At 68.2% G+C, this 17,365-nt stretch carries 24 protein-coding genes and 1 tRNA gene; 12 read left to right on the top strand and 13 right to left on the bottom strand.

Going from position 1 to position 17,365, the window contains the following annotated elements; all coding sequences use genetic code 11:
* Positions 1–78 precede the first annotated feature (78 nt).
* The 3 genes from mscL to ACIP5T_RS15510 are packed head-to-tail and all read right to left on the bottom strand — an operon-like array spanning position 79 to position 1,414.
* Complete coding sequence (gene mscL, locus ACIP5T_RS15520) at positions 79–504, bottom strand: large conductance mechanosensitive channel protein MscL (RefSeq protein ID WP_400865361.1); 426 nt, start codon at positions 502–504, stop codon at positions 79–81.
* Positions 505–529: 25 nt separating this feature from the next.
* Positions 530–802 (bottom strand): FmdB family zinc ribbon protein, encoded by a 273-nt coding sequence (locus ACIP5T_RS15515; protein ID WP_400865358.1) that lies wholly within the window; start codon positions 800–802, stop codon positions 530–532.
* A 15-nt stretch (positions 803–817) separates the two neighbouring features.
* Positions 818–1,414, bottom strand: a complete 597-nt coding sequence (locus tag ACIP5T_RS15510; protein ID WP_400865355.1) for a 5-formyltetrahydrofolate cyclo-ligase — start codon at positions 1,412–1,414, stop codon at positions 818–820.
* Between the two features lie 40 nt (positions 1,415–1,454).
* On the opposite strand from ACIP5T_RS15510, the gene galU reads away from it, so the two are divergent.
* From galU to ACIP5T_RS15490, 4 genes are all read left to right on the top strand, one after another.
* Positions 1,455–2,342: a UTP--glucose-1-phosphate uridylyltransferase GalU gene (gene galU, locus ACIP5T_RS15505; protein WP_400865353.1), complete on the top strand. Its 888-nt coding sequence runs from the start codon at positions 1,455–1,457 to the stop codon at positions 2,340–2,342.
* A gap of 46 nt (positions 2,343–2,388) precedes the next feature.
* The gene (locus ACIP5T_RS15500; RefSeq protein ID WP_309694366.1) at positions 2,389–3,000 is read left to right on the top strand and encodes a GNAT family protein; all 612 of its coding nucleotides are present in this window, start codon (positions 2,389–2,391) and stop codon (positions 2,998–3,000) included.
* Between the two features lie 82 nt (positions 3,001–3,082).
* Positions 3,083–3,937 (top strand): hypothetical protein, encoded by an 855-nt coding sequence (locus ACIP5T_RS15495; RefSeq protein ID WP_400865350.1) that lies wholly within the window; start codon positions 3,083–3,085, stop codon positions 3,935–3,937.
* A gap of 49 nt (positions 3,938–3,986) precedes the next feature.
* Positions 3,987–4,059, top strand: a tRNA-Ala gene (locus ACIP5T_RS15490).
* Between the two features lie 49 nt (positions 4,060–4,108).
* Here ACIP5T_RS15490 and ACIP5T_RS15485 read toward each other — a convergent pair.
* Positions 4,109–4,522, bottom strand: coding sequence for a DUF2809 domain-containing protein (locus tag ACIP5T_RS15485; protein WP_400865347.1), 414 nt, complete (start codon positions 4,520–4,522; stop codon positions 4,109–4,111).
* A 20-nt stretch (positions 4,523–4,542) separates the two neighbouring features.
* Positions 4,543–6,222, bottom strand: a complete 1,680-nt coding sequence (gene pgi / locus ACIP5T_RS15480; RefSeq protein WP_400865344.1) for a glucose-6-phosphate isomerase — start codon at positions 6,220–6,222, stop codon at positions 4,543–4,545.
* A 72-nt stretch (positions 6,223–6,294) separates the two neighbouring features.
* On the opposite strand from pgi, the gene ACIP5T_RS15475 reads away from it, so the two are divergent.
* Together ACIP5T_RS15475 and ACIP5T_RS15470 are read left to right on the top strand one after the other, a co-directional pair.
* A complete protein-coding gene (locus ACIP5T_RS15475; RefSeq protein ID WP_400865342.1) occupies positions 6,295–7,314 on the top strand; it encodes a hypothetical protein in 1,020 nt (339 codons plus the stop codon).
* Positions 7,315–7,364: 50 nt separating this feature from the next.
* Positions 7,365–7,697, top strand: coding sequence for a hypothetical protein (locus ACIP5T_RS15470; RefSeq protein ID WP_400865339.1), 333 nt, complete (start codon positions 7,365–7,367; stop codon positions 7,695–7,697).
* Between the two features lies 1 nt (position 7,698).
* On the opposite strand, the gene ACIP5T_RS15465 is transcribed toward ACIP5T_RS15470, so the two are convergent.
* Positions 7,699–8,310: a flavodoxin family protein gene (locus tag ACIP5T_RS15465; protein WP_400865337.1), complete on the bottom strand. Its 612-nt coding sequence runs from the start codon at positions 8,308–8,310 to the stop codon at positions 7,699–7,701.
* A 106-nt stretch (positions 8,311–8,416) separates the two neighbouring features.
* Between ACIP5T_RS15465 and ACIP5T_RS15460 the strand changes: the two genes are divergently transcribed.
* A complete protein-coding gene (locus tag ACIP5T_RS15460) occupies positions 8,417–8,620 on the top strand; it encodes a hypothetical protein (RefSeq protein ID WP_400791830.1) in 204 nt (67 codons plus the stop codon).
* Here ACIP5T_RS15460 and ACIP5T_RS15455 read toward each other — a convergent pair whose 3' ends face one another.
* Genes ACIP5T_RS15455 through ACIP5T_RS15445 form a run of 3 tightly spaced genes read right to left on the bottom strand, consistent with a single transcriptional unit; the run spans position 8,621 to position 10,099 of the window.
* Positions 8,621–9,223 (bottom strand): GNAT family N-acetyltransferase, encoded by a 603-nt coding sequence (locus tag ACIP5T_RS15455; protein ID WP_400866983.1) that lies wholly within the window; start codon positions 9,221–9,223, stop codon positions 8,621–8,623.
* 35 nt (positions 9,224–9,258) lie between these two features.
* Positions 9,259–9,699: an ImmA/IrrE family metallo-endopeptidase gene (locus ACIP5T_RS15450; RefSeq protein ID WP_400865334.1), complete on the bottom strand. Its 441-nt coding sequence runs from the start codon at positions 9,697–9,699 to the stop codon at positions 9,259–9,261.
* A gap of 22 nt (positions 9,700–9,721) precedes the next feature.
* On the bottom strand, positions 9,722–10,099 hold the full coding sequence (locus ACIP5T_RS15445; protein ID WP_400865331.1) for a helix-turn-helix domain-containing protein: 378 nt from the start codon (positions 10,097–10,099) through the stop codon (positions 9,722–9,724).
* 94 nt (positions 10,100–10,193) lie between these two features.
* Here ACIP5T_RS15445 and ACIP5T_RS15440 point away from each other — a divergent pair, with 94 nt between their 5' ends.
* Genes ACIP5T_RS15440 through ACIP5T_RS15430 form a run of 3 tightly spaced genes read left to right on the top strand, consistent with a single transcriptional unit; the run spans position 10,194 to position 11,785 of the window.
* A complete protein-coding gene (locus ACIP5T_RS15440; protein ID WP_400865329.1) occupies positions 10,194–10,412 on the top strand; it encodes a hypothetical protein in 219 nt (72 codons plus the stop codon).
* A 9-nt stretch (positions 10,413–10,421) separates the two neighbouring features.
* The gene (locus ACIP5T_RS15435; protein WP_400865327.1) at positions 10,422–11,351 is read left to right on the top strand and encodes an aldo/keto reductase family oxidoreductase; all 930 of its coding nucleotides are present in this window, start codon (positions 10,422–10,424) and stop codon (positions 11,349–11,351) included.
* Between the two features lie 38 nt (positions 11,352–11,389).
* Positions 11,390–11,785 (top strand): PLD nuclease N-terminal domain-containing protein, encoded by a 396-nt coding sequence (locus ACIP5T_RS15430; protein ID WP_400865324.1) that lies wholly within the window; start codon positions 11,390–11,392, stop codon positions 11,783–11,785.
* Here the strand turns inward: ACIP5T_RS15430 and ACIP5T_RS15425 are convergent.
* Genes ACIP5T_RS15425 through ACIP5T_RS15415 form a run of 3 tightly spaced genes read right to left on the bottom strand, consistent with a single transcriptional unit; the run spans position 11,782 to position 14,015 of the window.
* Positions 11,782–12,768 carry an epimerase gene (locus tag ACIP5T_RS15425; protein ID WP_400865322.1) on the bottom strand — a complete coding sequence of 329 codons (987 nt, stop codon included), beginning with the start codon at positions 12,766–12,768 and terminating at the stop codon, positions 11,782–11,784. The two genes, ACIP5T_RS15430 and ACIP5T_RS15425, sit on opposite strands and share 4 nt — an antisense overlap.
* The gene (locus tag ACIP5T_RS15420) at positions 12,765–13,394 is read right to left on the bottom strand and encodes a DUF4166 domain-containing protein (RefSeq protein ID WP_400865320.1); all 630 of its coding nucleotides are present in this window, start codon (positions 13,392–13,394) and stop codon (positions 12,765–12,767) included. The genes ACIP5T_RS15425 and ACIP5T_RS15420 overlap by 4 nt, the downstream gene beginning before the upstream one ends.
* 9 nt (positions 13,395–13,403) lie before the next feature.
* Positions 13,404–14,015 (bottom strand): TetR/AcrR family transcriptional regulator, encoded by a 612-nt coding sequence (locus tag ACIP5T_RS15415; RefSeq protein WP_400865318.1) that lies wholly within the window; start codon positions 14,013–14,015, stop codon positions 13,404–13,406.
* A 109-nt stretch (positions 14,016–14,124) separates the two neighbouring features.
* Between ACIP5T_RS15415 and ACIP5T_RS15410 the strand changes: the two genes are divergently transcribed.
* Together ACIP5T_RS15410 and ACIP5T_RS15405 are read left to right on the top strand one after the other, a co-directional pair.
* Positions 14,125–14,931 carry a sugar phosphate isomerase/epimerase family protein gene (locus ACIP5T_RS15410; RefSeq protein ID WP_400865316.1) on the top strand — a complete coding sequence of 269 codons (807 nt, stop codon included), beginning with the start codon at positions 14,125–14,127 and terminating at the stop codon, positions 14,929–14,931.
* Positions 14,931–16,070, top strand: coding sequence for a Gfo/Idh/MocA family protein (locus ACIP5T_RS15405; protein ID WP_400865314.1), 1,140 nt, complete (start codon positions 14,931–14,933; stop codon positions 16,068–16,070). Before ACIP5T_RS15410 ends, ACIP5T_RS15405 begins: the two co-directional genes overlap by 1 nt.
* 29 nt (positions 16,071–16,099) lie before the next feature.
* Here the strand turns inward: ACIP5T_RS15405 and ACIP5T_RS15400 are convergent, their stop codons facing one another.
* The gene (locus ACIP5T_RS15400; protein WP_400865312.1) at positions 16,100–17,296 is read right to left on the bottom strand and encodes an ROK family protein; all 1,197 of its coding nucleotides are present in this window, start codon (positions 17,294–17,296) and stop codon (positions 16,100–16,102) included.
* Positions 17,297–17,365: the final 69 nt, after the last annotated feature.

Below are 17,365 nucleotides of genomic sequence, written 5' to 3'. Positions count from 1 at the left end.
CCTCGGGATTCTCCGGGGGATACGACGAAGCGCACGGCCCGACAAGGACCGTGCGCTTCGTCGTAGGACGGCTGCGCGTCAGCTGCGCGTGCTGTTCCGAGCGAGCAGGTCGCGGATCTCGACGAGGAGCTCGGCCTCGGTGGCCGCGGCCGGCTCCTCCTCCGGCTGCTCGGCCGGCGTGCCCTTGCGAGCCTCGACGTGCGCCTTGAACGTGTTCATCGGCAGGACGAAGACGAAGTACACCACCAGGGCGACCGACAGGAAGCTGATGACCGCCGAGATCAGGTCGCCGATCGGGAACGTGACCGTGTCGCCGTAGATGCTCTGCAGCTGCGGCCCGAAGTTGCCGGTCGCGTCGGCCTTGAAGAACAGCGAGACGAGCGGGGTGATGATGCTGTTGACCACGGCGGTGACGATCGCCGTGAACGCGGTGCCGATGACCACGGCGACGGCCAGGTCGATGACGTTGCCGCGGAGGATGAAGTCCTTGAAGCCTTTGAGCATGAATGCCTCCGAAGAGTCGATGTTGTCAGGAAGAGGTGCTGGTCGACGCGGGTGCCGGAGTGGTGCTCTTCGCCGGCTCCGACTTCGATGATGCCGGTGCGGACGCGGATGCGCCGGACCCCGCGCGCGAGTCGTTGCGGTAGAAACCCGATCCGTTGAAGGTCACGCCGATCGATCCGTACTGCTTGCGCAGCTCTCCGCCGCACTCGGGGCAGACGGTGAGGGCGTCGTCGGAGAAGCTCTGCACGGCGTCGAAGGCGTGGCCGCACGAACGGCAGGCATAGGCATAGGTGGGCATGGCGATCCTCGCGGGTCAGCGTCGCGTGGGCGACAGGTGGAGGGTCTGCGTGGGAGTCACGACGCCGGTGACCGGCTGGTCGTGAACCTCCCTCGGCAGGAAGTCGAGTACCTCGGAATCATAGATGACTGCGTAGACGGGAGGGCACTTCTCCATCGATCCGATGGTCTTGTCGAAGTACCCGCGCCCCCAGCCCATGCGCATCCCTGTGCGGTCTACCGCGGCGGCGGGGATGATCATCAGGTCGACGTCGTTCACGGCGATCGGACCGAGCACCTCGCCTGTCGGCTCGGGCAGACCGAACAGACCCTCGGCGACGTCGTCGTCATCGGTCGCCACCGCCCAGTCGAGCAGGCCGTCTGCGCGGGTCACAGGAAGCAGGACACGGATGCCGCGGCGCACGGCCGCCGTGACGAACTCCCTCGTGCCGGGTTCGGTCGTGGTTGAGAGGAAGCACGAGATCGACCGGGCGCCGAGCGACTCGACGAGCTGGTCGAGTCGCTGCGTGAGGGCGGAGGCCGCGGTCTCCCGCTGCGCGTCGCTCAGCAGCTGGCGGCGTTCGCGGAGCTCGGCGCGGAGCGCGCGCTTCTCGTGCTCGACGTCGTGGGGCATGCCTCCGAGTCTACGGCGGCAGGCCCGCTAGGCTGTGTGGATGGGTATACGGAAGATGAAGGCTGTCATTCCCGCCGCAGGACTGGGAACACGGTTCCTGCCGGCGACGAAGGCGATGCCGAAGGAGATGCTGCCGGTCGTCGACAAGCCGGCCATCCAGTACGTGGTCGAAGAAGCCGCCTCCGCAGGGATCGACGACATCCTCGTCATCATCGGTCGCAACAAGAACGCGATCTCCAACCACTTCGACTCGGTTCCCGAGCTCGAGGTGAAGCTGATGGAGAAGGGCGACACCGGACGCCTGGCCAGGGTCATCCACTCGAGTGATCTCGCTGACATCCACTTCGTCCGTCAGGGCGAGCCGAAGGGCCTCGGTCATGCCGTGCTGCGTGCGCGCACGCACGTCGGCGACAGCTCCTTCGCGGTTCTCCTCGGCGACGACCTCATCGACGAGCGCGACCAGCTGCTGACCGAGATGATCGCAGAGCACGAGCGCTCCGGCGCCGCGGTGATCGCCCTCATGGAGGTCGATCCTGCGAACATCCACATGTACGGCGCCGCGGCCGTAGAGGACCTCGAAGGATCGGACGCCGTGCGCGTGACCGATCTCGTCGAGAAGCCGGCCGCCGAAGACGCTCCGTCGAACCTCGCCATCATCGGTCGCTATGTTCTTCCCGCGTCGATCTTCGAGGTGCTCGAGCACACCGAACCCGGCAAGGGCGGAGAGATCCAGCTGACCGACGCACTGCAGGTGCTGGCGACCAGGCCCGAGGGCCCCGGTGTGGTCGGCGTGATCTTCCGCGGACGCCGGTACGACACCGGTGACCGCGTCGACTACATCAAGGCGATCGTGCAGCTGGCCTCCGACCGGGACGACCTCGGCCCCGAGCTGCGACCGTGGCTCAAGGAGTTCGCGGAACGCCTCTAGGCGTCATCGCGGGGTCGTGGGCGCTCGGATGGATCAGGCTACGGGGATGCGGCACGGTCCGATCGAGCTGCGTCTCGTGCGCTCTCGGGACGCGAGGGCTCTGCAGCACGAACTGTTGAGCAATCGCTCCTGGTTGCAGCCGTGGGAGGCCACCGTCCCGTACGGCTCGGTCTCGTTCGACATGCGCCTCAGCATCCGTCGTCTGCTCCAGCAGTACCGAGACGGCGCGGGTTACCCGTTCGTCATGGAGTACGACGGCGAGATCGCCGGGCAGCTCAACGTCTGGGGAGTCGCCAGGGGGTCGCTGTGCTCGGCGACGATCGGCTACTGGGTGAGCGAGCGGTTCGCGGGCAAGGGCATCACGCCGACGGCCGTCGCGCTCGCGACGGATGCGTGCTTCACCGAGTACGCACTGCATCGGATGGAGATCTGCATCCGGCCCGAGAACGTCGCGAGCCTGAGGGTCGTGCAGAAGCTCGGGTTCCGCTACGAGGGTCTGCGTCGCCGGTACATCCACATCGACGGCGACTGGCGTGATCATTACGCGTTCGCCCTCACGCGCGAGGATGTGCCGCAGGGTGTGCTGGCTCGGTGGTTGAACGGCGAGGTGCCTCCCGACGCCGCGACGATCCCTCCGTCCGACCGTTTCGCGCTCTGACACGCCGCTGAGTTCGGAACTCGTCGCGACACACGCTGCCACTGAGCGTCGTGACCATCGATGTTCCCGTACCGTTGTCGACATGGACGGGCCAGTGCTGAGCGGGGGAGTGATAGTCCTCGTCGCTGTGCTCCTGTGGATGCTCTATCTGCTGCCGTCGTGGCGCGGACGCTTCCAGTACGACGCCGCTGAGCGCAACGCCGTCAGGCTGAACCAGGCACTTCGGGTGCTCGCCGAGACCAGCGAGACGCCAGGCGAGGTGCGTCTCGAGCTCAACGCGCGGACGGCTCTCGCGCAGCAGAAGCTCGCGAAGCGCCTGCAGTCCGAGAAGGAAGCCGCCGAGCTCATGCTTCTGCGGGAAGAGCTCGCGGCCACGAGGGCAGACCCTGTCATCCGGCAGGCTCGCGCTCGTCGCCGCGTGCGCATCGTCGCCACCTCGACTCTTCTTCTCGGTGTCGTTCTCGCCGGGCTGGGCGTGTGGCAGCTGATCGCCGTGCAGACGCAGGCGCTGCTGTGGGTCGGCGGAGCCATGATCGTCGTGGCCGGCTATGCCCTGCAGCGCATGTCGTCGGTCGCCGAGCGCGCTGCCCGACGTTCCGTTCGTGTCGCCGAGCAGCCCGTGCAGAGGGTGACACCCGAACTGCACGACCAGGGTCGAGCGACGTGGACTCCCCGTCCGCTGCCCGAGCCGTTGGTGACTGTCGCAGGCTCTCGTGCCCAGGTCGCGCGGGCAGAGCTCGATGCCCAGGAGGAGCGCCGGACCGCGGCTCGCCTCGCTGAGCTGCGTGAGTGGGCCGAGCGCCTTGCTCCGGCGACACCGGTGCAGATCCCGGCCGCTCCGGCGGCAGCTTCTCCGTTCGCGAAGATGGGATATGTCGACGACGCCGAGATCGAGGCGCACGTGCGCGACCTCCTCGCGAAGCGCGCAGCCGGCTGATCAGCGCGGCACGAGAGAGTCTTCGAGCGTGATAGCGTAGAAGACGTCAGGGCCTATGGCGCAGTTGGTAGCGCGCCTCGTTCGCATCGAGGAGGTCAGGGGTTCGAATCCCCTTAGGTCCACCGACAGCAAGACCCCCGGAGCACCGCTCCGGGGGTCTTTCGCTGTCTCTCAGGCGCGCGCCGGGCGGCGACGCTCCAGGACGAAGTCGCACAGAGTCGCGGCACACGCACCCACCGCATACGCGGCGAGGTCGCGCACGTCGAAGCCGACTCCGAGGATGAGTCTCACCGGCCAGAAATTCTGCGCCCACAGCTCTGGCAGGCCGGTGAGCTGGAAGCACTCGATCAACGTGCACAGGGCCAGGGCCGTCGCTCCGGCGATCCAGAAGGCGGCGCGCGGGAACACGATGGCGACGACGAGGTAGATCATCGCCGCGTAGAGGGCATCGCCGGTCGCGTCGGCGATCGGACCGCGACCGGCGAGATGCGTGACGAGACCCGCCACGATCACCAGCCCGGCGACGATGAGCAGAACCCGGCGACGCGCACGGATGTGCGGGTCGCCGGGCGAGGTCGACGCCATCGCGTCTCGCCGGCCTTCGCTTACTTCCGGTTCTCGCGGTAGTAGGCGAGCAGCGCCTTCGTCGATGCGTCCTGCGCGTCGATCGCCGACTCGTCGCCGCCGATCGCCGGTGCGATCTGCATCGCGAGCTGCTTGCCGAGCTCGACGCCCCACTGGTCGAACGAGTTGATGCCCCAGATCGTGCCCTGGGTGAACGTGATGTGCTCGTAGAGGGCGATGAGCTGACCGAGGACCCGCGGCGTCAGAGCGGGCGCGAAGATCGACGTGGTCGGGCGGTTGCCGGGGAAGGTGCGCGCGGCCACGAGCGCTCCCGTGGTTCCCTCGGCCTCGACTTCTTCGGCGGTCTTGCCGAAGGCCAGGGCCTTGGTCTGCGCGAGGAAGTTCGCCAGGAACAGCTCGTGCACGTCCTGACCGCCGTCGCTCAGCGGGTACGCCGGGTTGACGAAGGCGATGAAGTCCGCCGGGATCAGCCGCGTGCCCTGATGGATGAGCTGGTAGAACGCGTGCTGGCCGTTGGTGCCCGGCTCGCCCCAGAACACCTCGCCCGTGTCGGTGGTCACGGGCGTGCCGTCCCACCGCACGGATTTGCCGTTGGACTCCATCGTCAGCTGCTGCAGGTAGGCCGGGAACCGGCTCAGCTGCTGCGCGTAGGGGAGCACCGCGTGCGACTGGGCGCCGTGGAAGTTGACGTACCAGACGTTGAGCAGACCCATCAGCACGGGGACGTTTCGCTCGAGCGGGGTGGTGCGCACATGCTCGTCGACGGAGTGGAAGCCGGCCAGCAGCTCGCGGAACGCGTCAGGACCGAGAGCGATCGCGAGCGACAGACCGATCGCGGAGTCGACCGAGTAGCGACCGCCCACCCAATCCCAGAACCCGAACGCATTGGCCGGATCGATGCCGAACGCGGCGACCTTGTCGAGCGCGGTCGACACCGCCACGAAATGGTGCGCCACGGCGTCGGTGCGGGCGTCGTCGTCGTCGGAGATGGCACCGGAGGCCTGGAGGCCGGCCCACAGCCAATCGCGCGCCAGGCGGGCGTTCGTGAGCGTCTCGAGGGTGGTGAAGGTCTTCGACGCGACGATGAAGAGCGTCGTCTCGGGATCGAGGTCCGAGGTCTTCTGCGCGAGGTCGGTCGGGTCGATGTTCGACACGAACCGCGCCTCGATGCCGGCATCCGCGTAGGGCTTGAGCGCCTCGTAGACCATGACCGGTCCGAGGTCGGAGCCGCCGATGCCGATGTTGACCACGTGGGTGACGCGCTTGCCGGTGATGCCGAGCCACTCGCCGGATCGTACCCGGGTGGCGAAAGCGCTGAGCGCGTCGAGCACGGCCTGCACATCGGCATCCACGTCCTGCCCGTCGACGACGAGAGCGGGGGAGGTTCCGGCCGGCCGGCGCAGTGCCGTGTGCAGCACCGCTCGGTCTTCGGAGGTGTTGAGGTGATCGCCGGCGAGCATCGCGGCGTATCGCTCGGCGACACCCGTCTGCTCGGCGAGGCGGAGAAGCGCGGCCAGCACCTCGTCGGTGACGAGGTTCTTCGACAGATCGACATGGAGGTCCGCGAGCGGGAACGAGAGACGTTCTGCGCGGTCGGCGTCGGCGGCGAACCAGCCCCGCAGATCGGCGGTGATCGACTCGCGCAGCGCGGCGAGCTCGGACCAGGCGGGAGTGTGCGTCGGATCAACAGGAGCGGTCATGGATCCACGGTACTGCTGCGCGCGACTCGTTGCTCCCGTGATGACGTCGGGTCTCGTCCTAGGATTGCTGCGATGACCGACACAGCGCCCGAGACGACCTCGGAGAGGCGGCTCAGGCAGGAGATCGGTCGCAGGTTCGTGCGCGCTCCTTTCGCCTGGGGACTGCTGCTCCTGATCGCCGCGATGGTGTGGACGATCGTGGGTGACGACCTCGGCTTCTTCCCGTTCCTGCTGATGCTGCTCGGCGGCTGGAGTGTGTCGTTCTCCTTCGTCAACGCGACGATGGAGATGCGGCCGGCGCGCACCGGTGTCGCGGTGCATCTCGGTGTCGCCGTGTGCCTGACTGCCGTGATGATCGTCGTGATCGAGTCGGATGATGCCCTGCTGGGAGGCCTGCCCGAACCGGTGCGCGCGGTCGTCATCGTGCTGCAGATCGCCGCGGGCCCCGCAGCCGGATGGATCTGGCTGGGTCTCCTGTCTCGCGTCACGGCTCTCATCGGGCGTCGTGACGCGAAGAGACGACCACCTCCCGCCGCACCGGAGTGGGAGCGCGACGAGGGCGGCGACGGCTCGGGCGTGGAGTTCTCCGCCCTCGACCTGCGTATGCGCACACTGACGCTCGCCATCGTCGGAGTGGTCCTGGTCGTCGGCGTCGCAGGGACGCTGCTGCTCATCTCCTTCGACGATGCCGTGATGCGCGTCGGCGCCCGTCTCACGATCATCCTGGCGGGTGTCGTCGTCGGGCTCCCGGTCTATCTGGTGCTCAGGGCTGCGCTGCGTCGTCGGACGCTGTCGTGCAGCGTCGTGTTCGGCAACGATGAGCTGCGCATCCGCGCCGGGTCCGCGACGCACCGCATCCCCTTTCGCCAGCTGCAGCACCTCGTCTGGCGAACCCGCTCGGATTACGCCCGCCTCGAGGTGCGGGGCGCGGGGATCGACCTCTCACTGATCACCGGGCTCGCCGAGGCGCCGCCCGGCCGTACCAGTGAGCTGCCTTCGCTGCCGCGTCGGGTCTTCCGTCGGCTCGAACTCGCGGGGTTGAGCGTCGAGCGCTCGCGCCGTGATGAGGTCGTGACGTTCCGCCGTGTCTGATCGCGCATGCGTGTACACGATGAGGCGCACGCCGGGGTACGGTTTCTTTCATGGGAAGACTGCGGTATGACGGCACATCGGAGCCGATCCTCATCGATGACGAGACGCTCGCTCATCTGAAGGTCATCGTCGGCACGAAGCTGCGCCGCCAGGAGAGCTTCATGATGACCTGGCTTCCGCCCGAGGGCGGCGATCCGGGCCGCGTCACGGTGTGGATCCACCCGGCGATCCCGCTGCAGTTCCTCTTCAGCTCGCCTGAACCGCAGGTCATCCAGAAGCAGCGCGTCGAGGAGATCATGCACGCGCTCAATGCGACAGGGGAGCTCGTGATCGACGACTACGTGCAGGCGAAGATCGCCGACGGGAGCAAGGCGGCGTCCTGAGCTACTCGGCCGGGTAGCCCTGTGTCTTGAGAGCGCCGGCCAGGTGAGCCGCGTTGCGCGCGGCGGTCGCCGTCGCCTGCGCGACCTTCTCCGGCGTCTCGTCGAGATCCTTGAAGTCGACGGTGTGCATCGCCTCCCCGTTCCAGTAGACCGAGGCCTGCGCAGGCACGGAGTACCCGACGTCGTTCAGGGACTGGAACAGGATCGCGGCGATGTGGTGCGCGCCGTCCTCGTTGCCGACGATGCCGGCGATGGCGACCTTGTCGAAGAGGATCGGTCGTCCCGCGTCGTCCGTCTCGCTCAGCTCCGCGTCGAGGCGCTCGAGAACCCGCTGCGCGATGCTCGAGTGCTGTCCCATCCAGGTGGGCGTGAGGAGCACGAGGATGTCGGCGTCGAGCACCTTCTTCCGCAGAGTGGGCCATTCGTCGTCGCCGCCCATATCGGCCTCGACTCCGGGGCTGATGACGTGATCGACCGCGCGCGCGAGCTCGCCGGTGACCCCGTGCTCGGCGAGCGCCGCGAGGATCTGAGACCCCAGGAGGTCGGTGCTCGATTCCGCGGGGGAGGGCTTGAGCGTGCAGGAGATGGCGAGGGCAGTCAGTTGTGTGCTCATGCCCTGCACGAAACCACCGTCGGCCACGGAGGCCCAGGGGGTTCCGTCGCCGGCGAGTCTGCGCTACGCGGTATCCTGGGTGACGGCCGCTACGACAGGAGATCCCGTGATCCTCAGCTTCATCTTCTTCATGATCCTCTTCCTCGGAGGCATCTGGCTCATGGGGCTCGCGCAGTCGCTCGAGGACTTCCAGGCGATCGTCTTCGTCGGCGGACTCCTCGTCACCAGCCTGTCGCTCGCGTTCATGATGCGTGCGGGCGGTTCGGCCACTCGTCGCAAGGACAACTGGTCGGGCAACGCCACCGAGTAGTCAGCCCCGTCTGGCCAGCCTCGCCTCGAGGTTGGCCTGCACCGCGGGCCATTCCGGTTCGATGATCGAGAACTCCACGCTGTCTCGCAGCGCACCGTTGCGGTAGCGGCTCATCGCCCGCATGACGCCGTCCTGCTTCGCTCCCAGGCGTTCGATCGCGGCGCGGGACTGGAAGTTCACCCACTGAGTGGTCAGGCCCACGCGGAAGACGCCGAGCTGTTCGAACGCGTGCCTGAGCAGGAGCAGTTTCGACTCGGCGTTGGTGCCGGTTCCGTGCGCCGACTGGCGGTTCCAGGTGTAGCCGATGTGCAGTCGGGGGACGTCGGCCTCGAGGTCGTAGTACGAGGTGAGACCGAGCACGCGCCCCGAGGCGTCGAACGCCGTGAAGGGGATCATCCCGCCGCTCTCGATCAGACCGAGGCGACGATCGATCTCGGCGGCGAGGCCGTCGGGGGACGGCACCGAGGTGTACCACGCCTGCTTCCACAGCTCGCCTTCGCTCAGAGCATCGAGGAGGCCGTCGTGATGCGAGGCGTCCAGGGGACGAAGCTCGACGAGGCGTCCGGTGAGTGTGATCGGGGCCGGGGTGGTGCGGAAGGTCATGCAGACATTCAACCAGCGCAGTGCCCGTCGTCGGATCATGCGATCAGGGTGCGATGCTCCCATTGGCCTCGGCCCATCTTCGCGCCGACGTACGTGGCGTCGCCGACGCGGCGGAGCAGCCGCTGGTAGGCGGTCACGATCTCGATGGTCACTCCCAGCTCGAACGCGAGGCTCGCCGAGTGGGTGCCTCGCGCCTTCTCGGCCTCGGCGTAGGCATCGGCACTGATCAGCAGGCGCGCAGCCCATTCGTCGGCGCGACGCTCCTGACGCGCGCGGACCGACGGATCCTCGGCGGGGGTGTGGCCGAGCACGGCGTGCGCCAGCTCGTGGGCGATCACGCTGCAGGTGGCTCTCCGACTGAGGCCGGGGGTGACGCGGATGGTCGCGGTCTGCGGTTCGTAGCCGCCGTGGCAGCGGCCGCGGCGTTCGATCAGGTGCAGCCCGTTCTCTTCGAGCAGGCGGAGGAGGGTGTCCATGGTCCTCCTCGTCGCAGGGTCGTCAGTCGTAGAGATCGTCGGTGTCGTCGGCGTGGGCGAGCGGCGACTCGAACGCGACTTCGGATCGATCTTCGCGTCGACCACGGACATCGGTGCGCGGGTGCAGCGGGGTGATCGTGGCGCCGCCACGCTCGGCCTCGGAGCGAAGCCGCTCCTCTGCACGAGTGATCACGGTGTGGGGCTCGATGTCGAGGGAGGCGCTGATCGCGTACACGATGGGCACCGGGATGGAGCGCTTGCCTGTGACGTAGTTGTCGAGTGCGCTCCTGGCGATGCCGATCTCCCGTGCCATCGCGGCGATGCTGCTGCCGGCGGCGCCGATCTCGGCGCGGAGCTGGCGGCCGACCGCCGCGTTGAACTGCTCGCCCGGTGTCTTCACGTGAGTCACGATAGCACCGGCCCGAAGCCAGGATGCCGTCATACTGGTGCGAGCGAAGCTTGTTCCGCCACGGGTGCGGCGATACTGTCTATGAATGACGACAGATGTGCGACGTGTGGTGGCTACTGCGGTCGAAGAAGAACTGCTGCGCGCCGATCACAGCCTGCAGTGGCTATCCCAGCAGACGGGGATCACGGGCCGCGCGCTGCGGAAGAAGATGTCGGGAGAGGCGGACTTCACCGTCGCAGACCTGGCTCACATCGCGCAGGCGCTCGACATCCCCGTCGCCCGGCTCACCCCCAGCCCGCACTAGCGTGGGGGTATGAAGACCATCCCATTCGGATCCGCCACAGCCCCCGCCGTCGTCGCCGGAATGATGCGCATCGACGACAAGGATGACGCTCAGATCCGCGAGCTCTACGACACGGCTCGCGGCGCGGGCATCGATTTCTTCGATCACGCCGACATCTACGGCGGCAGTATGCACTTCTGCGAGGGGCGCTTCGCTGAGGCGCTGGGGCTGAACGCCGCCGAGCGCGACGAGATCGTGCTGCAGACCAAATGCGGCATCAACCCCGCCGAAGGCACGTTCGACTTCTCGTACGAGCACATCGTCCGCCAGGTCGAGGGGTCCCTCGCGGCGCTGCGCACCGACCATATCGACGTGCTGCTGCTGCACCGTCCGGATGCGCTGGTCGAACCCGAAGAGGTTGCCAGGGCGTTCGACGAGCTCGAGGCTGCAGGCAAGGTCCGTGCGTTCGGCGTCTCGAACCACACCCCCCGGCAGATCGACCTGCTGCGCACCGCTGTGACTCAGCCCCTGATCGCGAACCAGCTGCAGCTCTCGATCACGCACGCGCCGATCCTCGCACAGCCCGTCGCCGCGAACATGGCCGGCGAAGACCAGAGCATCGTCCGCGACGGCGGGGGCATCGTCGAGTACTGCCGCATCAACGGCATCACGATCCAGGCGTGGTCGCCGTTCCAGGGTGGCTTCTTCACCGGTGTCTTCCTCGGCAACCCCGAGTACGCGGAGCTCAACGGCGTGATCGATCGCCTGGCGGCGTCATACGGAGTCGCGCCGATCGCGATCGCGACCGCGTGGATCACGCGTCACCCCGCCAAGATGCAGGTCGTGCTCGGAACCACGACTCCGCAGCGGGTGCAGGATGCCGCCGCAGGCGCCGACATCGAACTCACCAGGGCCGAGTGGTACGAGCTCTTCCGCGCGGCCGGGCACCTGCTGCCGTAGCCGCGGCGGGGGAGCACGTCGTCGTCTACCCTGAACACATGCCGTTCCTGTTCTCGCTCCTCGTCATCGCGCTGATGGTCGGCGCGATGGTCGACATCATCAGGAGAGACGACGCCCAGGTGAGGTTCCTGCCGAAGATGGCATGGGTCGTCATCGTGATCCTGCTGCCGCTGATCGGCAGTCTGCTGTGGTTCGCGATCGGCAGGGAGTACTCCGAGTCGGGTCTTCGGATCCCTCGCATGCGTCCGGCCGCGCGGCCGACGGCGCACCGGCCCGATCCGCGTCCGGCACCGACCGTCGACACCCGCAGCACCGAGCAGCAGATCGCCGACCTCGATCGAGAGATCGAGGAATGGCGGCTGCGTCAGGAGATCGAGAAGCGCAGACGCGAGAGCGGCGACTCGTCGAGCGGCACTGCGGACGCGCCTCGTTAGTCGACGCGCTCGAGGTCGAACGACTCCCGCAATGCGTCTTCGAGGTTCGGATACGCGAACTCGAAGCCGGCGACCGTGAGCTTCTCGGGGATCACCCAACGGCTCTTGAGGATCAGCTCGGTCTCAGTGCGGATGCCGACGGCGCCGAGCTCGAGCATCCATCGAGGCATCGGCGGACCGATGCGCACGCCGAGCACCCGCCGCACGGTCGCCATGAAATCGGCGTTGTCCGTCGGATTCGGGGAGGCGGCGTTCACGGGCCCGTCGAGCGACGGCGTCGCCTCGAGGAAGTCGATGATGCGGGCGATGTCCTCGACGTGCACCCAGCTGAACCGCTGCCGACCACGGCGTGCCCCGGGTCGGTGACCGGTGCCGGCGGCCCGGCGCGCACGACTGATCGGCCATCGGCCGTCGTGCTGCGCCCCGCCGAGGCCGAGGCGGGCCAGGTTCTTGAGCGGGCCGAGCACGCCGCCGTGCCCCAGCACGATCGCGCTGCGCAGTGCCACCCGTCGTGTGTGGGGAAGATCGTCTGCGAACAGGGCGCGCTCCCACGCCTTCGCGACCTCGACGGAGAATCCCGTGCCGATCTCGCCCGACGACTCGGTCATCGGTCGCTCTTCGGCATGGCGGTAGATCGTCGCCGTCGAGGAGTTGATCCACAGCGGGGGAGGACTCGCGGCCCTCGCGATGGCGGAGCTCAGCGACGACGTGGTGTCGAGGCGCGAACGGAAGATCGCCGCGCGGTTCTCGGGGGTGTAACGGCAGTTCACGCTCTTGCCCGCCAGGCCGATCACGAGGGAGGCGCCGTCGACGGCCCGATCGATCGCCGCCTGGTCGCCCCAGGCGATGTCGGCGCCTGACCGCGAGATCGTGATGACCTCCCGCCCGGCGGACCGCAGGCGTGGGATCAGGTACTGCCCCATGAACCCGGTCGAGCCGCCGATCACGACGGGTCCTGCGGAGACGGGCGTCAGTTCGGTCACGGGGTCTCGCTCTCGATCGCGTACTCGAAGAAGCCGGTGTACTCGTAGACGCGCCCGAGCAGGGGGGCGTCGATGGTCATGTTCACATGGTGCCGCTCGCGCTGCTCGTCCCATCTCTCGATGAGAGCGATGCGCGGACGCAGAAAGCGCGGTGCCGCGATGCGCAGCCGTCCGAACCGCATGCCGACGCGGCGGATGGTCAGGACGACGGCACCGTCGCGCACGTCGATGTCGAACGTCGTGACGACGGTGCGGCGCGGGCCGATCTCGTTGCGCAGAATGCGATTCGCGCCGAGCGAGACGACGTCGGGCATGACCCACGTGCGCCCCGGAAGGTCGAAATGCCTCACGGCCAGGGCCTCGCCGGCGACCGTGCGGTTCTCGATGCGGAACGGCACGTCGTGCTCCCACCCGGCGAACGCGACTCCGAGCGACTCCGCGATGCGGAACACGGGCCACAGCCATCGATGACGGGACCCAGCGGTCGTGAACACCCCGGTGCCCACCCCGACGTGGCCTTCGGGGATCGTGCGGAAGTACCAGGCCGTCTTCGGGTGGAGTTCCGAGATGCGCTCGCCGAGTGCGCGCTCGTAGGGCGACCGACGGTCCGTGCCTGGTGCTGTCACATCTTCACCCTAGCGAGAGGCGGGGCGCAGCAGCCGGTCGAGCAGGGCCAGCGCCTCATGCTGCGGCGCGGTGTCGTCGAGCAGCCACTGCGTCTGCAGGCCGTCGGAGGCGGCGACGACGAGTGCGGCCACTGCGTCGGCATCCACATCGTCCCGCATGCGTCCGTTGTCCTGCTGTCGCCGCACCACGTCGGCCATCTCGGCGCGCAGTCGAGCGAAACGCGTCGTCGCGAACTCGCGTGCCGCCGGGTGCCCCTCCTCCAGGGCGGCCGACACCAGGGTCGAGTACAGCTGCACGAGCCCGGGAACCTCGCGGTTCGCGCGCGCAGATTCGATCATGTGCTCGACCGGGGTCGCGTCGACCGGCAGCGTGTCAGGATGCTGGCGTTCCGGTGCGTTGCTCTCCTGGTAGACCGCGACGAGCAGCTCTTCGAGAGACCCGAAGTAGTGGCTGAGGGCCGCGTGGGTGACTCCGACGGCGCTCGCGATGGAACGCAGGCTCGTGCGGTCGGCGCCGCGCGCGGCGAAGACCTCGATGGCGCGATCGAGGATCTCCTGACGCCGGGCGATGCCCTTGGCATACGCGCCCCGCTGGCGCGGCCGATCCCGATCTTCGCTCATGGGCCGAGTCTACAGAATGAAAACTTCCGGGCGGAGGTATTTGGTGATAGCGTGCTCGGACAGACGGGTGCATCCAGCCCGCACGTCACCGACGACCGAAGGAGAACCCGTGGCGATTCAGACTTCCATCCAGCTGTTCACGATCAAGGATCAGCTCGAGACCGACCTCGAAGGCTCGCTGAAGGAGGTCGCCGCCAGAGGATTCACGGCGGTGGAACCGTACGACTTCGTGCGCCGGGCCCAGCCTCTCGCAGACGCACTGGCCGGCGCGGGCCTCACCGCTCCCTCCGGGCACGCGTTCCTCGCCTCACAGTCGTTCGTGAACCCCGACGGCAGCGGCACGACACTTCCGGTGCCGTCGCCCGCCGAGGTCTTCGCCGCGGCCAAGGTGCTCGGCATGGGAACGGTCATCGACCCGTACACCGAGCCCGCGCGCTGGGAGACGGTCGAGCAGATCGAGGAGACCGCGCGTCTTCTCAACGAGGCGGCCGCCGTGGGCGCCACCGTCGATGTGCGCGTCGGATACCACAACCATGCACACGAACTCGAAGCCGTCTTCGACGGAGTCACCGGACTCGAGGTGCTCGCGGGCCTGCTCGACGACCGCGTCGTGCTCGAGGTCGACCTGTACTGGGTCGCCCGTGGCGGCGTCGACCCCGTCGCGCTCCTGCAGCGTCTGGGTGACCGGGTCATCGCGGTGCACGCCAAGGACGGCACGCTCGACCCCGCGCTGCTGAGCGCCTACCCGCCGGCCGATCAGGTCGCGGCCGGAGAGGGCGCGGTCCCGCTGGTCGAGGCGATCGCCGCGGCTCCTGCGCTCGAGCTCGCGATCGTGGAGTTCGACCACTTCGAGGGAGACCTCTGGGACGCGATCGAGCGCAGCCGCGTCTACCTCGACGAGAAGGTGGCCGGCTGATGGCGATCGGCAACGGACCAGTAGGCGTCGGCATCATCGGCGCGGGCAACATCAGCGACCAGTACCTGTCGAACCTGACGACCTTCCCCGATGTGCGGGTGATCGCGATCGGCGACCTCCTCGAGGAGCGCGCGAAGGCGCAGGCCGAGAAGTACGGGGTGCCCCGCGCGGGAGGCGTCGATCTGGTGCTGAACGACCCCGAGATCGACATCGTCGTGAACCTCACGATCCCTGCCGTGCATGTCGAGGTGTCCGAGGCGATCATCGCTGCAGGCAAGCATGTGTGGACCGAGAAGCCGATCGGCGTCAGCCGCGACGAGTCGCTGCGCCTGTTGAAGAAGGCGGATGCGGCGGGGCTGCGTGTCGGCGTGGCCCCCGACACGGTGCTCGGGCCGGGCGTGCAGACGGCGAAGCGCGCGATCGCACGTGGCGACATCGGTCGGCCGCTGTTCGCCCAGACGACGTTCCAGTGGCAGGGGCCGGAGATCTTCCACCCCAACCCGGCCTTCCTGTACGCCAAGGGCGGCGGCCCGCTGCTGGACATGGGGCCGTACTACGTGTCGGCGCTCGTGCATGTGTTCGGTCCGGTGGCCGCCGTCGCAGCCCTCGGCCTTCAGGGCACACCCACCCGCACGGTGCAGGTCGGCGAGCTCGCGGGCCAGGAGTTCCCGGTCGAGATCCCGTCGACGCTGAGCGTGCTGATGGACTTCGAGCAGGGCGGACAGGCGCAGAGCCTGTACAGCACCGATTCGCCGCTGCTGCGCACCGGCGTCGTCGAGATCACCGGAACCGAGGGGACGATCGTGATCCCCGATCCCAACACCTTCGGGGGCGAGATCACGATCACCCGCCCACTGACACGGGCTTTCGTGCCGCCGGAGCCGATGCAGCAGGGTATCGACGACGTCGTGCAGGAGGGCGTGCTCTCGGGACGCGGTGTGGGTCTGCTCGACATGGCCCGCTCCATCGCCGCCGGCCGCCCGCATGTCGCGACCGGCGAGTTCGGCTACCACGTGCTCGACACGCTGCTGTCGATCGAAGAGGCGGCCGAATCGCGCGCCTTCGTGAAGGTCGACAGCACTCTGGGCGAGGTCGGCTCGATCGATGCCGACTTCGACCCGTTCGAGGCGACTCTCTGAGATCCGTCACCGTGGCGGCGAAGGCGCGGTCAGCGTGCCTTCGTCGCCACGTAGCGGTCGACGTTCGCGGGTGAGAGCACCTCGCGGGCGACCATGATCGCGGCTCCGAGCACAGCGGCCCTGTCGCCCGCCTGCGACTGCACGATCGCGAGATGCTGGGTCGCCAGGGGGATGGATCGGCGGTAGACGACCTCGCGCACCCCGGCGAGCAGATGCTCGCCGGCCCGAGCGATGCTTCCGCCGAGCACGATGATCGACGGATTGAGCAGGTTGACCACGGTCGCCAGCACCTCGCCCACATCGCGCCCCGCCTGCCGTGTGGCTTCGATGGCCGCAGCGTCGCCGGAGCGAACGAGGTCGATCACATCCGCCGGGCTGTGCGCCTCGTGCCCCGCATCGCGCAGCGCCGTCGCCAGTGCCGACCCGCTCGCGAGCGCCTCGAGGTCGCGCTCGTCGCCGGGCTCTCTCGAAGACCCGGCCCCGCTCGGCACCTGGACGTGGCCCATGTCGCCGGCTGAGCCCTGCGCCCCTCGCTGCAGCTGCCCTCCGGCGATGATGCCCGCTCCGATGCCGGTCGACACCTTGACGAAGATCAGGTCGTCGACATGCGGCCACATCGTCGCGTGCTCCCCGAGAGCGAGGATGTTCACATCGTTGTCGACGAGCACCGGCACGTCGAAGGTGCGCTGCACATAGCCAGGGATGTCGAAGCGGTCCCAGCCCGGCATGATGGGCGGGTTCGTCGGGCGTCCGGTCGAGTGCTCGACAGGCCCTGGAACGCCGATCCCGATGCCGAGCAGTGGGATGTCGCCGGCTGCCGACGTCTCGAGCAGTGCTGCGCCGTCGGCGAGGATCACGTCGAGAAGGTCGTCCGGTCCGTCGGCGATGTCGATCGTGCGTGTGCGCGAATCGAGGATCACGCCGGCCAGATCTGCGACGGCGATCGTCGCATGGGTGGCGCCGAGGTCCACTGCGAGCACGACGCCGGCGCGGGAGTTGAAGGCCAGTCGCGCCGGTGGGCGGCCGCCGGTCGAGACGGCCTCGCCCGCGGGCCGGAGGAGATCGGCGGCGAGCAGGGCATCGACCCGCAGTGCCACGGTCGAACGGGCGAGGCCGGTGATGGCTGCGAGCTCGGCCTTGGTGCGAGCGGTGCCGTCGCGGAGGATCTGGAAGATCTCGCCTGCGCCGGGGTTCGCTGCCGCGGCGGTGCGGAGTGCGTCGACCATTGCGTCAGTAAACCACAGACTTGCAACACTGCTCGATCAACTTCCGATTCGTTACTAAGAACTTTTGAC

Source organism: Microbacterium sp. NPDC088619 (genome assembly GCF_044752825.1).
Taxonomy (GTDB): domain Bacteria; phylum Actinomycetota; class Actinomycetes; order Actinomycetales; family Microbacteriaceae; genus Microbacterium.
The sequence above is the reverse complement of the archived record's forward strand: the minus strand, read 5'-3'. Positions and strand labels throughout refer to the sequence as shown.